9 protein-coding genes and 2 pseudogenes are annotated in these 16188 nt (G+C 42.9%); 8 read left to right on the forward strand and 3 right to left on the reverse strand.

The annotated features are described in order from the left end of the window. Positions 1–73: 73 nt before the first annotated feature. Both AAC853_RS13765 and ydiJ read right to left on the reverse strand, forming a co-directional pair. Positions 74–487 (reverse strand): hotdog fold thioesterase, encoded by a 414-nt coding sequence (locus AAC853_RS13765; protein ID WP_338882495.1) that lies wholly within the window; start codon positions 485–487, stop codon positions 74–76. Next, positions 484–3554 (reverse strand): annotated as a pseudogene (gene ydiJ / locus AAC853_RS13770) (D-2-hydroxyglutarate dehydrogenase YdiJ). The gene AAC853_RS13765 and the pseudogene ydiJ overlap by 4 nt, the downstream one beginning before the upstream one ends. Positions 3555–3765: 211 nt before the next feature. Between ydiJ and ydiK the strand changes: the two are divergent. After that, the gene (gene ydiK / locus AAC853_RS13775; protein WP_338882497.1) at positions 3766–4875 is read left to right on the forward strand and encodes an AI-2E family transporter YdiK; all 1110 of its coding nucleotides are present in this window, start codon (positions 3766–3768) and stop codon (positions 4873–4875) included. Between the two features lie 440 nt (positions 4876–5315). Here the strand turns inward: ydiK and ppsA are convergent, their stop codons facing one another. Then, positions 5316–7694: a phosphoenolpyruvate synthase gene (ppsA, locus tag AAC853_RS13780; RefSeq protein ID WP_338882498.1), complete on the reverse strand. Its 2379-nt coding sequence runs from the start codon at positions 7692–7694 to the stop codon at positions 5316–5318. A gap of 188 nt (positions 7695–7882) precedes the next feature. Between ppsA and ppsR the strand changes: the two genes are divergently transcribed. The 7 genes and pseudogenes from ppsR (at position 7883) to AAC853_RS13815 (ending at position 16076) form a co-directional block, all read left to right on the forward strand. Then, positions 7883–8746, forward strand: a complete 864-nt coding sequence (gene ppsR, locus AAC853_RS13785) for a posphoenolpyruvate synthetase regulatory kinase/phosphorylase PpsR (protein ID WP_340614884.1) — start codon at positions 7883–7885, stop codon at positions 8744–8746. 157 nt (positions 8747–8903) lie between these two features. Beyond that, a pseudogene (locus tag AAC853_RS13790) lies at positions 8904–9951 on the forward strand (3-deoxy-7-phosphoheptulonate synthase). A 299-nt stretch (positions 9952–10250) separates the two neighbouring features. Then, entirely contained in the window at positions 10251–12320 is a 2070-nt protein-coding gene (locus tag AAC853_RS13795) for a TonB-dependent hemoglobin/transferrin/lactoferrin family receptor (protein ID WP_340614885.1), read from the forward strand. Between the two features lie 75 nt (positions 12321–12395). Then, complete coding sequence (locus AAC853_RS13800; RefSeq protein WP_340614886.1) at positions 12396–13469, forward strand: hemin-degrading factor; 1074 nt, start codon at positions 12396–12398, stop codon at positions 13467–13469. Beyond that, positions 13466–14284 (forward strand): heme/hemin ABC transporter substrate-binding protein, encoded by an 819-nt coding sequence (locus AAC853_RS13805; protein ID WP_340614887.1) that lies wholly within the window; start codon positions 13466–13468, stop codon positions 14282–14284. Before AAC853_RS13800 ends, AAC853_RS13805 begins: the two co-directional genes overlap by 4 nt. After that, positions 14281–15282 carry a FecCD family ABC transporter permease gene (locus AAC853_RS13810; RefSeq protein WP_340614888.1) on the forward strand — a complete coding sequence of 334 codons (1002 nt, stop codon included), beginning with the start codon at positions 14281–14283 and terminating at the stop codon, positions 15280–15282. Before AAC853_RS13805 ends, AAC853_RS13810 begins: the two co-directional genes overlap by 4 nt. Continuing rightward, on the forward strand, positions 15282–16076 hold the full coding sequence (locus tag AAC853_RS13815) for a heme ABC transporter ATP-binding protein (protein ID WP_422824224.1): 795 nt from the start codon (positions 15282–15284) through the stop codon (positions 16074–16076). Before AAC853_RS13810 ends, AAC853_RS13815 begins: the two co-directional genes overlap by 1 nt. Positions 16077–16188 lie beyond the last annotated feature (112 nt).

A 16188-nucleotide genomic window follows, 5' to 3' on the forward strand; every position in this document is an offset into this window, starting at 1 on the left:
GCGGGATTGATATCGTTTGACTGTTCCCATCAGGTAAATACTGACAGGAACAAAAACATAATAGGTAGATAACTTAAGATAAAACAGCCGTTGTCAGGCGGGATGTGCAGCATAATTGTTGTTGATCATTATAGATATCAATCTGCCAGACCTGATGTGAACGACCAAGATGAACAGGTTTACAAATGCCTTTAACCATGCCTTCATAAACAGATTTAAGGTGGTTAGCATTAATCTCTACTCCCACCACTTTCTGTTCGCCTTCCGAGCAGAGATAACCTGCAATTGAGCCAAGTGTTTCGGCCAAGACCACAGATGCCCCGCCATGCAAGATCCCGAATGGCTGTTTAGTTCGTTGATCGACTGGCATTGTTCCTTCGATAAAATCATCGCCAATCTGGGTAAATTCGATCCCGACATGTTTTACCATACACTCACTATTAAATTGATTCAGTGTATTTACATCTATATTACGTTTCCAAATCACGACATTATCTCCAATAGGGCTTGTAATGGATGTTTAAGCTGTTTTCCTTCTATACGCTTCACCTGACTGCGGCACGAATACCCTGTACTCAGGCAATGTTCTAAGGAGAGATTTTTCAGTGCCGAAGCCCATGAAAGTTTGTAGATGCCAATGGATTTCTCCAGATTTTTCTTTTCGTGACCATAAGTACCTGCCATGCCACAGCATCCAACATTGACATGATTCAATTGATGACCAAAATGGCAGAAGATATCAGCCCACTGCTTGCCGCTATTAGGCAATGCTGTCACTTCGGTACAGTGTCCAAGCAAATACCAGGCATCTTTGGACATGGAATCACCATTTTTCACTTGTGACATTTTTTCCGGCAGGATGCTGATTAACCACTCATGTACCAGCTGAACGTTAAAATTTCCCCTTCGCTCACCGAGAATAGCGTTGTATTCATCTCGATAACACAGAACTAAAGCAGGATCGACACCTACCATAGGAATATTCAAACGCGCTATCCGATTAAGGAAGTCAGCTGTTTTTCCCGCAGTTTTGGCAAATCGATTCAAGAACCCTTTCACATGCTGCGCCTTTCCATTGGGTGAAAATGGCAATAAGACCGGCTTATACCCCAATTTTTCTGTCAACAATACAAAATCGGTGACCACTTTCGCATCGTAATAACTGGTAAAAGGATCCTGGACAATCAGCACATGTTGGTCACGCTGTAATGATGACATGACTTCCAACTGTTCCAGTGTTGTCCTTGCTGCATAATGGCCAGCAAGTTTCTGTTGCAATGTCGGGTAGGAGAGTAACGGCAGATCAGCCATGCCAATGGTATGCTGGCTAATTTTTTGTACCCATGGTTGTTTCAGGAAAAAATTAAATACTCGCGGCGCTCTTGCCATCAATGGCGTACTGTGTTCAACATTAGCAACAATATGATCACACAACGGACGCAAGTAACGGCTGTGATACAAAGCTAAGAAGCGTGAACGAAACGAAGGGACATCAATCTTGATCGGGCACTGTGTGGAACACGCTTTACAGGCTAAACAACCTGACATGGCCTCTTTAACTTCATGTGAGAAATCATATTCACCTCGCCACGCCAGCCAGCTATGACGAGTTTTTTCAATCAATCCCCGCAAGCTGGGGCGCGCTTGATCCAGCCCATGCTCCAGCAATTTGGGTTCAACCCCTTGTTCGGTCAAAAGCCGCAACCATTCTCTCACCAGAGTCGCCCTGCCTTTGGGAGAATGTATGCGATGCTGGCTGATTTTCATTGATGGACACATTGGGCTTCTGACATCGAAATTGAAGCATAACCCATTACCATTACATTCCATTGCACCACGAAATGCAGTCCTTACATTGACAGGAATGGTACGATCGTAAGTTCCGCGCTTGGGTGCATCCACTTTCATCATTGGCGCATCGACACCAATTGGTGGACAAATTTTCCCGGATTGAGGCGATTGAGTGGATCAAATGCTGCTTTTATTCGGCGCAGTTCGTTATACAAAAGCTCACCAAAAAAGGCAGGGCTATATTCTGCTCGAAAGCCCTTTCCATGTTCTCCCCATAACAAACCGCCATATTTGGCCGTCAAATGAACAACTTCATCAGAAATCTGTTTCATCAAGATTTCCTGCTGAGGATCACACATATCCAACGCGGGACGCACGTGTAAAACACCTGCATCTACATGACCAAACATACCGTAATTCAGTTGGTGATTATCCAAAAGCTGGCGAAATTCAGCAATGTAATCGGCAAGGTGTTGAGGAGGAACACAAGTATCTTCGACAAATGGAATGGGTTTAGCTAGACCTTTACTGTTGCCTAACAATCCGACAGATTTTTTCCGCATGGCATAAATGCGTTCAATATCCCTCAAATCATGGCATATCTGATAGCCAATAATGCCCGCCTGATTTTTTTCCATCAATTCATCAAGACGTAAGCAAAGCTCCTGCAACTGCTGATCAATTTTTTGTTCATCATTACCACTGAATTCGACAATATTCAGGCCTTGCATATCCTTATCAGGCACATCTGTAATCAATTCCTTCACTGAATGCCAGATAATATCTTCGCGCGCCAGATTGAGTACCTTAGAGTCCACCGTCTCTACTGAAAGCGCTTTGGCTTCGACCATAAAGGGAGCATTACGTAAGGCAGAATCAAAGGAATTATATTTGACATTCACCAGTCGCCTGACTTTAGGTAACGGTGTGATATCCAGCGTCGCCTCGGTAATGAAGGCCAAAGTACCTTCAGAACCCGTCAAAATACGGGTGAGATCAAAAGACTGCATATCATCGCTGAATACATGGCGTAAATCGTACCCCGTCAAAAATCGATTGAGTTTAGGGAATTTCTCAATGATTAGTTTCCGTTGTTCACGGCAACGTTCCAATACCGTTTTATAAACACGACCAACGATACTCTCTTCTTGGGCAATCGATTCCGCCAATGTTGTACTCATAGGGCGGGTATCTAACATTTCCCCGCCCAATAAAACAGCACGTACACCCAGTACATGATCCGAGGTCTTACCATAAACCAACGATCCCTGACCGGAAGCATCCGTATTGATCATGCCGCCTAACGTAGCACGATTACTGGTTGAAAGTTCTGGAGAGAAAAAATAACCGAAAGGTTTTAGGTATTGATTAAGCTGATCTTTGATAACACCAGCTTCTACCCTTACCCATCCCTGCTCTGGGTTGATTTCCAAAATGCGGTTCATATAACGGGACATATCCACCACAATACCATTGTTAAGTGATTGCCCATTCGTGCCAGTTCCACCGCCGCGGGGGGTAAACGTCAGTGCCTTAAAACGCCCCTCTTCTGCTATTCTTGTCAGCAAAACAACATCAGCACTGGAACGAGGAAATACAACAGCTTGTGGTAACAGTTGATAAATACTGTTATCTGTCGCCATAGTCAGCCTATCGGCATAACTACTGGCGGTGTCTCCAGTAAAACCCGCTTCTTTCAGTGCAATCAAATAGTTCTGTGCCAGTTCACTGGCATGGGGGGCTTGTGATATACGTGGGATCATTGGCTAGTTGCCCCTTATTCTAATAAATATCCACATTGCTTTATCTATATACTATCTTGGATAACGTAACTCAGACAATTTTCTACTTTCTGAGCAGGCAGGCTTTTAACCATATCACAATATTTATCGATTTTGAGCAACCAATGAAATATCGTTATATTTAATTACCGTTGTTACTGCCAACACATTTAATTACCTGAGAAATGATTTCATGGAAAAATCACAATCACACCAAGATTTACCTAAGTTGTTATTCGCTCTATTCTTCATTTTATTGCTCATTACCACCAGCTTTTGGGTCTTAAGTCCCTTCATTTTGGGATTTATTTGGTCAGGAATGGTGGTTATCGCAACCTGGCCATTATTGGAGAAATTACAACAACGGCTATGGGGAAAACGCTGGATTGCAGTTTCTATCATGACATTACTGTTAGTTTTGTTATTTGTTATTCCGATTGCGTTACTGGTCAGTAGCTTGGTAGAAAACAGTGCTCCTTTGATTGAATGGGCAAAATCGCCTTCCTCTTTCCATCTGCCACAGTTGGAATGGCTCAATCGAGTACCGGTCATTGGCGAAGATTTATATCTTAAATGGCAGGATTTGATTGCTGATGGCAGTAACATACTACTCAACAAAATTCCTCCTTACATCGGTAAAGCAGCAACGTGGTTTTTTACCCAAGCCGCTAATGCTGGGCGCTTCCTTTTCCATCTGGCACTGATGGTCATGTTCAGTGTATTACTTTATTGGAAGGGTGATCAGGTTATGCTGAGTATCCGTCATTTTGCTATCCGGCTGGCGGATAAACGCGGTGATGCTGTCGTATTGCTGGCTGCCCAATCGATCCGAGCCGTAGCTCTTGGCGTGGTGGTAACGGCGTTGGTTCAGGCCATTGCGGGTGGAATTGGGCTAGCAATTGCCGGCATTCCGTATCCAATGATATTAACAGTACTCATGTTTGTATGCTGTGTTGCCCAGCTAGGGCCTCTGTTTGTTCTCGTTCCCTCTATCGCATGGCTTTATTGGACAGGAGAAACAACCTGGGGAACAATTTTAATTATCTGGAGCCTGGTATTAACCACCATGGATGGTATCCTACGCCCATTCCTGATCCGTCTTGGTGCTGACTTGCCGATGGTATTAATTCTTACTGGTGTCATCGGCGGGATCCTTTCATTGGGTGTTATCGGGCTATTTATTGGGCCCGTTGTATTAGCTGTTTCTTACAGTTTGCTATTGGCATGGATGAATGAAGTTCCTAAACCCGAAGGAAAAATGACAGATATAGAAAAATATTTTGGGAAAAAGCATATCAAATAATCAAATAACTGCGCGGAAATATAATTTTTTCGCGCAGTTATCAAACTGATTAATATGTCACCAAACCACTTTCTAAAATACCCACTTATTTTCAGAATAAATAACTCCCCTTAAGAAAATTGTTGCAAAAAAGTTATTTTTCCAAAGTTTATTTTCTAGCCTCTGTTTATTAAGAGAATTCTTAATGAATAAATTCATTTATTAAATTAGTATTCACTTCATCGAAACAAATGTTTTCCAGAGTATTGCTGCCTCGGCCTATAACGCCATAGGCCAGGGTCAATAAAGTAATATATATTGCTGTGTGTAGTCTTTGCCTGTCAGCCCATGATAGGCTTTTTTTTTGGTATTACAAAAAAAGTTATGTGATATAAAATATAAAAGCCTGAAAATATTTTAACAGGCTTTTTAATTTGAATTAAATAATGAGTTATTTACAACTAATTATTTTCAGCCAAAGAAATCCAGGTTTTCACAACCGTATCAGGATTCAATGATAAACTGTCAATTCCTTCCTTCATTAGCCATTGAGCAAAATCTTCATGATCCGAAGGTCCTTGTCCACAAATACCAACATATTTCCCCTGCCGTTTAGCTGCTTGAATAGCCATTGAAAGTAATTGTTTCACTGCTTCATTACGCTCGTCGAATAATTCGGATACCACACCAGAATCACGATCTAATCCCAGAGCTAATTGCGTCATATCATTTGAGCCAATGGAGAAGCCGTCAAAATATTCAAGAAATTGATCTGCTAACAACGCATTCGATGGAATTTCACACATCATGATAACTTTCAAGCCATTCTCACCGCGTTTCAAACCCTGAGATGCCAATTCCGCTATCACTGCTTCTGCTTGAGCAACAGTACGCACAAACGGGATCATCACTTCAACGTTAGTTAATCCCATCACATTACGTACCCGCTTGATCGCCTCACACTCCAAAGCAAAACATTGGCGGAAACTGTCAGAAACGTAGCGCCCCGCTCCACGGAAACCCAGCATTGGGTTTTCTTCCTGTGGTTCATACCTGTCTCCACCCACTAAGTTCGCATATTCATTGGATTTGAAATCTGATAAGCGAACAATCACACGTTTTGGCCAAAAGGCTGCCGCAAGCGTTGCAATCCCTTCCGTCAATTTCCCTACATAAAACTCAATAGGATCACTGTAACCAACCATCAATGAGTTAATTTGCCCTTGTAGCTCAGGAGATTGTTTGGAGAATTCAAGCAGGGCACGAGGGTGCACACCGATCATTCGGTTAATAATAAACTCCAGTCGAGCCAAGCCAATCCCTTCATTTGGCAAACAGGCGAAATCAAATGCGCGATCAGGATTACCCACATTCATCATAATCTTCACATCTAATTCTGGCAGTTTATCAACTTGGGAACTTTGGACGCTAAAGTCCAACTTATTCTGATAAACGTAACCTGTATCACCTTCTGAACAAGAAACTGTTACCTGTTGGCCTTCTTGCAAACGCTCAGTCGCATCTCCACACCCTACAACGGCAGGAATGCCCAGTTCACGAGCGATAATGGCTGCATGACAGGTACGTCCACCACGATTAGTGACAATTGCGGCGGCTCTTTTCATGATCGGTTCCCAATCCGGATCAGTCATATCAGTGACCAGTACATCCCCCACTTGAATACGATCCATTTCACTAAGATTGTGGATAACTTTGACTGTTCCAACACCAATGCGATGCCCAATTGCTCGACCTTCTATCAGTACATTACCTTGCTCATTGAGTTGGTAACGTTCCATTACCTGCTGATTTGACCGAACCGTTTCAGGACGGGCTTGAACAATGTATAACTTGCCATTGTGTCCATCTTTCGCCCATTCGATATCCATTGGACGACCGTAATGTTTCTCAATCAGCAAAGCTTGTCTGGCCAACTCTTCCACTTCACTGTCAGCTAAAGAGAAACGATTGCGCAATTCATCTGATACCGTTTCCGTACGCACTTGCTTCCCATGCTCTTTACTATTTGCATAAACCATGCGTATTTTTTTAGAGCCAAGATTACGGCGCACTATTGCAGGACGATTGTTATTCAACGTCGGTTTGTGGACATAAAATTCATCAGGGTTTACCGCCCCCTGAACAACCATCTCTCCCAAACCATATGCTGATGTAATGAATACAACCTGATCAAAACCTGATTCAGTATCAATCGTGAACATCACACCAGACGAAGCCAAATCAGAACGTACCATACGTTGTATACCCGCAGAAAGTGCAACACCGCGGTGGTCATACCCCTGATGGACACGATAAGAGATAGCACGATCATTAAAAAGTGATGCAAAAACATGCTTGATAGCCACCATAACCGCATCAATACCTTGCACATTCAAGAAAGTTTCTTGCTGTCCAGCAAAAGAAGCATCTGGCATATCTTCTGCTGTTGCGGAAGAGCGCACGGCGAAAGAGGCATCAGGCTCACCTTCAGACAATTGTAGATAGGCATCACGAATATCTTTTTCAAGCTGAGCTGTAAATGGCGTATTAATAACCCACTGACGGATCTGGGCGCCAGCTTTAGCTAATTCATTGACATCATCAACATTAGTTTCATCCAGCAATTGATAAATACGCTGGTTCACACCACTTTGTTCCAAGAAATCATTAAATGCTTGTGCCGTTGTAGCAAAACCATTGGGAACGATCACGCCAAGTTCAGCCAGATTAGTAATCATCTCGCCAAGTGAGGCGTTTTTACCACCAACCCGATTAACGTCATTCATGCCTAATTGGTTATACCAAAGCACATTACTTGAGGTGAGGCCACTATTGGACATTAGAAACTATCCTTTTTACATTCGGAGGTACAATCGGAAAATTAAAGCTGCACTTCACAGCAGGAAATAGCCTAACACATTGTCTTGACAGATATAGAAAGGTGAATCGATCAACCCAACAACATTATTTTTTTACAGGTATAATCTGGAGAAAACCCTCAGTGCATAACGATAAAAGAAGAGAGACAATGATAGAGATCCATTCCCCTCAAACAGCGAAAAATGAAATACTGGAACGCAGTGTGTTTTTTATTTCCGATGGAACAGCAATCACGGCCGAAGTATTAGGCCATGCTGTATTATCCCAATTTCCAATTACTATTACTTCCTATACCTTACCTTTTGTGACTAGCAAGGCTAGAGCAGAGGAAGTCAGGGATCAAATAAACGCGATATATCAGCAAAACCAAATTAAGCCACTCGTTTTTTATTCCATCATTTCAGATGAAGTGAAAAGCATTATTACCAGAAGCAATGGATTTTGTCAGGATATTGTTCAAACATTAGTTGCACCGTTACAACAAGAAATTGGCTTGGAACCAAAACCAGAATTACACCGAACTCATGGTTTATCTAGAAAAAATCTGGGGCAATATGACGCTCGCATTGCGGCCATTGATTACACTCTCGCTCACGATGATGGTATTTCATTACGTAACCTTGATCAGGCTCAAGTCATTATTCTTGGTGTATCTCGATGTGGGAAAACACCAACCAGCCTCTACCTTGCTATGCAATTTGGTATTCAGGCTGCAAACTATCCTTTTACCGCAGATGATATGGATAATTTGCAGTTACCAGCGGCTTTAAAACCTTTTCAGCATAAATTATTTGGTCTGACGATTAGCCCAGAAAGGCTTGCAACTATTCGTGAAGAGCGGCGTGAAAATAGCCGTTATGCCTCATTACGACAATGTCGGGTCGAAATTGCTGAAGTTGAGGCTTTATTCCGAAAAAATAAGATCAATTACCTGAATACCACTAATTATTCTGTCGAAGAGATTTCGGCCAAAATTATTGACAGCATGGGATTAAAACGCCGTATGTTCTGATTTCAAAACGCAACATACTTAACAATATTTACTCACGACACTTTCTCGCGTAATTATCATGATTGTCTGTTGAATTTGCTGGGGGTTGAGTTATTGTGATTCCCCAGTTATTCCAGACTCTGTCACAATATAAAGTAAAATCCGAGAAAGAAAGTATATGTACAAAACAGATGAATTAAGAACCCACCGCATTGATAGCCTGATCACACCTCAAGTACTTACCGCACAATATCCTATACCAGATAAAATCTCACAAAATGTGACATTGTCACGAAAGCGTATTGAATCCATCCTGACAGGCGAAGATCAACGTCTACTCGTTATTATTGGCCCTTGCTCCATTCATGATGTTGATGCAGCTCTTGATTATGCCTCTCGATTACGCATCCTTCGCGAAAAATACCAGCAAAATCTAGAAATTGTGATGCGAACTTATTTCGAGAAACCAAGAACTGTTGTTGGCTGGAAAGGCTTGATTTCAGATCCCCTGTTAGACGGCTCTTGCCAGGTTAATAAAGGACTCTCTCTTGCCCGTAAGCTGCTAATTGATATCAATGAATTAGGCGTTCCGACAGCCACAGAATTTCTGGATATGGTTACTGGTCAATACATTGCCGATTTAATCAGTTGGGGGGCGATAGGCGCCAGAACAACAGAGAGCCAAATTCACCGAGAAATGGCCTCTGCCTTGTCATGTCCAGTAGGTTTTAAAAACGGGACGGATGGCAATACGCTTATCGCTATTGATGCAATACGTGCAGTACGAGCCAGGCATCTGTTTTTGTCCCCAGATAAAAACGGTCAGATGACGATTTATCAAACCAGCGGCAACCCCTATGGACATATTATTATGCGTGGTGGGAAAAAGCCGAATTACAGTGCTGAAGATATTGCAGCAACTTGCCACAAATTACGTGAATTTCACTTACCTGAACGCTTAATTGTGGATTGTAGCCATGCTAATTGCCAGAAAATTCATCGTCGTCAATTGGATATAGCAAGAAATATTGGTGAACAGCTCCAATCTGGCTCAACAGCGATTGCTGGTGTTATGGCTGAAAGCTTTTTAGTTGAGGGAACGCAAAAAGTTATTAAGGGAGGATCTTTTGACCTACGGCCAATCTATTACCGATCCATGTCTTGGCTGGCAAGACACGGAAGAATTTATCAATATTCTTGATGAAGCCATGAGAAATCGTTCCTGAATCCTTTCCTTATTTTGGCTCCCACCGACTATCGGGAGCCAATAGTCATAAATTTAAATCCTTTAAAATCAAAATATTAACTCAAAATTTCAGGTATAAAAAAAATAGCTTGAAGTTAACCACTATTGAAACGATAATTATTCTCAATATCAGAATAATTATTGTTCAATAAAATAAAATGCATTGATAGTCAACTCTGACACAATAAAAAATCTAACAAACTCGCTACTGAATAACAGTGATATATCAGTTAATTATGTTCATAAGAACACGCTATTTCACCATGGAAATTGACTTGTATGACTTTAATTAAATCACCAAACCTAAAACTGTCTACATTAAGTGTACTCATCTTCACGAGTTTATCTTCTGCGTATGCCACAACAGTGCCTTCGGAAACAGTACATTCCAAGAAAGAGAAATCTTCCAAAGACACGGTAACCGTCTATGCCACTGGTAACCAGCGTAACAGTTTTGAAGCCCCTATGATGGTGACAGTCATTGAAGGCAATTCAGCCAGCAATCAGGTTGCAGGCAACGCAAATGATTTACTACGCAATATTCCAGGCGTTAATGTCGCGGGTATTGGCCGCGCCAATGGACAAGATATCAGCATTCGGGGTTATACCCAAAAAGGGGTTTTGACCCTTGTTGATGGTATTCGACAAGGAACTAATACCGGACACCTTAATGCTGTCTTCCTCGATCCCGCTTTGATTAAGCAAGTGGAAGTTGTCCGTGGCCCATCAGCACTCCTTTATGGCAGTGGGGCTTTGGGGGGTGTTATTGCCTATCAAACAGTAGATGCTGCTGATTTACTGGAAGAAGGCAAAAATACGGGTTTTCGTATTTTTAGCCACGCAGGGAGCGGTGACCACAGTCTGGGATTTGGGGGCGCTGCATTCGGTAAAACCGAACAGTTTGATGGTTTAGTTGCATTTGGCACCCGTGACGCGGGAAATATCCGTTTCGGAAAGGGCATAACAGAAAATAACGACGAACTCATTGGCAATGCTTTGGTAAAAGGTTCCTGGAAAATAGATGACAACCAAAAGCTCAGTGGCAACTTGCGTTATTACCGCAATGAGGCACATGAGCCTAAAAATCCACAAGACATCTATAGCGAGGGAAACAAACGAGTAGACCGCACCACAGCACAACGTGATGCTCAATTGTCTTATCAATTAAACCCAGCCCAATATAGTTGGTTAAACGCCAAAGCAGATATTTATTATTCCGATATCAATATTAATAACAAAAGCAAAGACAAGGTTTTTGAAGGTCGTAAACAAGAAACTTATGGTATAAAACTTGAAAACCGCTCCCATTTGGGAAGTGCTACCTTTGCAGCCCACCAATTTACCTATGGTGGTGAAGCCTATAAACAAAAACAAAAGCCAAGTAGCAGTATTGTAAAGGGATTTCCCAACGCCGATATCCGTTTTGCATCTGGCTGGGTTCAAGATGAAATGACCCTGCGTGATTTACCTGTCTCATTTATTGTGGGTACACGTTACGACAATTACAAAGCCACAAATAGCAAATATGATGATATTAGTGCCGACAAATGGTCATCAAAAGGCGCCATTAGTATTACCCCTACAGATTGGTCAATGCTATTTGCCTCTTATTCTCAAGCATTCCGTTCTCCGACCATGGGTGAAATGTATAACGATTCGGAACATTTCTATATGCCCCCAAGGAAAGGGGTTCCTGGATTTACAAACTATTGGAAACCCAATCCAAATTTACGTCCTGAAAGCAATGAAACTCAGGAATACGGTTTCGGGTTGCGTTTCGATGAACTGTTTGCCAACAATGATGGCCTGAAATTTAAAGCCAGTTATTTTGATACTCAAGCGAAAGATTATATCTCTCTCACTATGACACCTGATATGAGGTTCACGACATCTTCCAATATCCCAAAAGCTAAAATTTGGGGTTGGGATGTTTCTATGACGTACGATTCTGATTGGTTCAGTTGGGATCTCGCTTACAACCGGACAACGGGTAAGAACGAAGAAACAGGGGCATCTATAGAAGCACTGACCCCCGATACCCTAACCAGTACATTAAATATTCCATTATCTGACACAGATTTCTCTATTGGATGGATCGGTAAATTCACCCAGCATACCCAAACGAAAGGGGTACATGGCACCAATAGGAGTGAACAAGGCCGGAAGATTTCTCAATACGCAGGTTATGGCGTCAATGACTTCTACGTTAGCTATCATGGCACTGGAACATTAAAAGGTCTAACTACCTCCGTTGTACTGGGTAACGCCTTTGATAAAGCCTATTACTCATCGCTGGGAGCACCACAGCATGGTCGTAATGCCAAACTGTTTGTCAGCTACCAGTGGTAAAAGAACAAACAGATTATTATCTCGATTTTAAAATAACATTGTTTTTAAACACCGTTTTTTAAGGAGCTAGCAACTGTGAATCAGTCACTTTATGAGCGTTACCTACAAGCCAAAGCAGAAAATAAAGCTAAATATGCACGCGATCTGGCTGCTTACCTTAATGTCAGCGAAGGAGAGTTATTGCATAGCCGTGTTGGTATCGACGCAACACGTTTAAATGTTGACGCTCCTACCCTGCTTCAAGAACTGGCAGCAGTTGGCGAAATCAAGGCAATTACCCGAAATGACTTTGCCGTTCATGAACATATTGGACGCTACGAAAATACCAAATTTAGCCCACATGTTGGTTTGATCCTTAATCCGCGTGAACTTGATTTGCGTCTATTCTTCGAACACTGGAGCAGCGTTTTCTCTTTGGTTGAACCCGCCAAGAGTGGTGTGCGTCATAGCATTCAATTCTTTGACCGCCAAGGTGATGCCTTGCATAAAATCTATGCCACCAGCAACACCGATATGGCTGCATGGGATGCACTGATCGAAAAATATCAGACGAGTGAAAATCCAGCGCTGGAAATTCAGCCAGAAGAAGTGCCTGAACATGCAGAAGTAACGGAACAACTGAAAGTACAGTTAGATGAAGAATGGCGTGCCATGACGGATGTTCACCAATTCTTCATCATGATGAAACGCCACAATCTTAACCGCCAGCAGATTTTTAACGCAGTTAAAGATGATTTGGCTTATCGCGTGGATAATTCAGCACTCACTCAACTTGTTGAAGTTGCCTATAAAGATCAAAACGAAATCATGATCTTTGTCGGAAACCGTGGTTGTGTCCAGATTTTCACAGGTAAATTAGAACGATTGATGCCTTATCAGGAAGAAAATTCTTCCCAGAAATGGCTCAACATATTCAACCAAAATTTCACCCTGCATCTGATTGAAAGTGCCATCGCAGAAAGCTGGGTTACCCGTAAACCCACCGATTGTGGCTTTGTCACCAGCCTTGAGTTGTTTGATGCCAATGGCAACCAAATCGCACAGTTATACGGCCAACGCACTGAAGGCACGCCTGAACAGGCCCAATGGCGTGAACAGATTGCTGCTTTACCTAAACTGCAACCAGAACAGGAAACTTGTGTAGCATGAAAAAATGGCTTCTAACATTTATGCTTGCCATCTCTTTCAATGTGTTCTCTGCTGAACGCATTGTGACCATTGGTGGCGATGTGTCTGAAATTGTTTTTGCACTTGGTGAAGGACATCACGTTGTCGCAAGGGACAGTACCAGCCAAAATCCCAAGGAACTGCTTTCCTTACCTGATATCGGGTATATGAGGATGTTGAGTTCAGAAGGGATTCTATCCATGCGCCCCTCACTGGTGATTGCGAGTGAGTCAGCCCAACCTTCTCTCGCACTCAAGCAAGTCGAAGATTCTGGTGTAAAAGTCATTAAAGTGACCAGCGAAACCTCGTTAGAAGCCGTTCCTGCAAAAATCATGACCGTCGCCAAGGCGGTCAACCAAAAAAAACGAGGTAACGAATTGATTGCCCAATATCGGCAACAACTCGCAGATATCGCCACGTCAGATATTTCCACCAAAGTAGTCTTTGTTATGAGTCACGGTGGCATTATGCCAATGGCAGCTGGTCAGAAAACCGCAGCCGATCAAATTATTCGTGCCATTGGGGCAAAAAATGCGATGCAAGGCTTCCAGGGATATCGCCCTTTATCTCAGGAAGGGGTTATTGCCAGCAAGCCGGACTTACTGTTAGTCAGCACCGAGGGGCTAAAAACGTTAGGTGGGATGGATAAAGTTTGGCAGCTTCCTGGGTTAAGTTTCACACCAGCAGGAAAGAAAAAACAAGTCGTGGTTGTTGATGAAATGGGCCTGCTTGGTTTCGGCCTACAAACACCCGCTGTGATGAAACAAGTCCGTGATGCTGCGGAGAAAGCGCAATGAGCCATTCCCGCTCTCCCAGTTTCGGTGTGATAGCACTGAGTTTATTGTTGTTCCTTCTGGCAATTAGCTCAGCAAATATGGGAGCATTGCCACTTTCTTTTAAAACACTGTGGGAATCCTCTTTGGATGACCCACAGTGGCAAATCTGGTTAAACATTCGGCTCCCACGTATTTTGCTGGCGATCCTCGTTGGAGGAGCGCTGGCTATATCCGGTGCCGTAATGCAAGGATTATTTCGTAACCCTCTGGCCGATCCCGGATTATTAGGGATCAGCAGTGGTGCAGCTCTTACCGTTGCAATGTTTATTGTGCTGCCTTTCGCCTTACCTGCCAGTATTGCGCTGTACGGACATATTATTGCCGCTTTTATCGGCAGCCTATTAGTATCAACCCTAATATTCATTCTAAACAAATATAACCACGGCAACCTGTCAAAGCTACTCCTTGCAGGCATCGCCATTAATGCACTCTGTTCGTCATTTATTGGTGTATTGAGCTATATCAGTAACGACCAACAATTACGCCAATTTTCCATTTGGATGATGGGTTCACTCAGTCAAATAGAGTGGCCAACACTGGCGATTGCGGCATCACTCATTATCCCTGTCTGTATGCTGACACTCAGTCAATCACGCAAACTCAATTTGCTGCAACTGGGTGATGAAGAAGCACACTATTTAGGTATTAATGTCCAACGCACTAAATATCAATTATTGCTGTTAAGTGCCTTACTAGTTGGATGTGCCGTTGCTTTGACCGGTGTCATTGGCTTCATTGGCCTCGTTATCCCACACCTTGCCAGGCAGCAGTTTGGGGGAGATCACACTTGGCTACTGCCAATATCTGCATTGGGCGGTGCCTGCCTTCTGTTAAAAGCCGACACATTAGCCAGGACATTAGTTTCCCCTGCTGAAATGCCAGTAGGCCTTATCACTGGCTTGATCGGTGCCCCCTATTTTTTATGGCTTATCCTTAAGCCATCAAGAAACCGTTCATAATGGAACCGAGCATGTCAAATAATTTACTTGAAGCACAAAATTTAAATTATTTCATCGGGCAGCGTAAAATAATCAAGGATGTTTCCCTTTCCCTGCATCAAGGGGAAGTTGTAGCAATTATTGGCCCAAACGGGGCGGGGAAATCAACACTGTTACGTCTATTGACCGGCTATATCCAACCCAGTTCGGGAGATTGTCTGTTAAAAGGAACGCCTATTTCTCGCTGGCCAACCCAGCAACTGGCTCGTATTCGTGCAGTCATGCGACAATATAGCGCCCTCTCCTTTCCCTTTAGTGTAGAGGAAGTCATTGCTATGGGGCGTGTTCCCCATGAAAATTCCCACAAAAAAAGCGCTATTGATGAAGCGATTGCTTTGACAGAGTGTGAAGAACTGAGAAACAGGAATTATCAACAATTATCCGGGGGGGAACAACAACGGGTTCAACTGGCAAGGGTCTTAGCTCAACTTTGGCACCCTGTACCTACCGAATCTTGTCTGTTTTTGGATGAACCCACGTCGGCACTGGATCTTTATCACCAACAACATACATTGCGATTGGTTCACCGCCTGACACGACAGCATCCCATTGCTGCCTGTTGTGTACTGCATGATTTGAACCTGGCTTCACTTTATGCCGATAAAATTGTCTTGTTGCACAAAGGCCAATTAGTCGCATCTGGTACTCCGCAAGATGTACTGCGTGACAATATTCTTAAGCAATGGTATCAAGCCGATTTAGGCGTTATGCAGCACCCTGAAACTCATCAGCCACAGATCTACCTCCGCAAATAAAAGATATCGTTTATTCCCTTTTAATGATGAGAAAAAGATAAGAAAGGCAAATTTTGCTGTGATCGGCAAAATTTGCCTCGAATAAGTAAAAATCGAGTTCAAAACAGCTTAA

Origin of the sequence: Xenorhabdus thailandensis, from assembly GCF_037996785.1 — a bacterium.
Lineage (GTDB): Bacteria > Pseudomonadota > Gammaproteobacteria > Enterobacterales > Enterobacteriaceae > Xenorhabdus > Xenorhabdus griffiniae.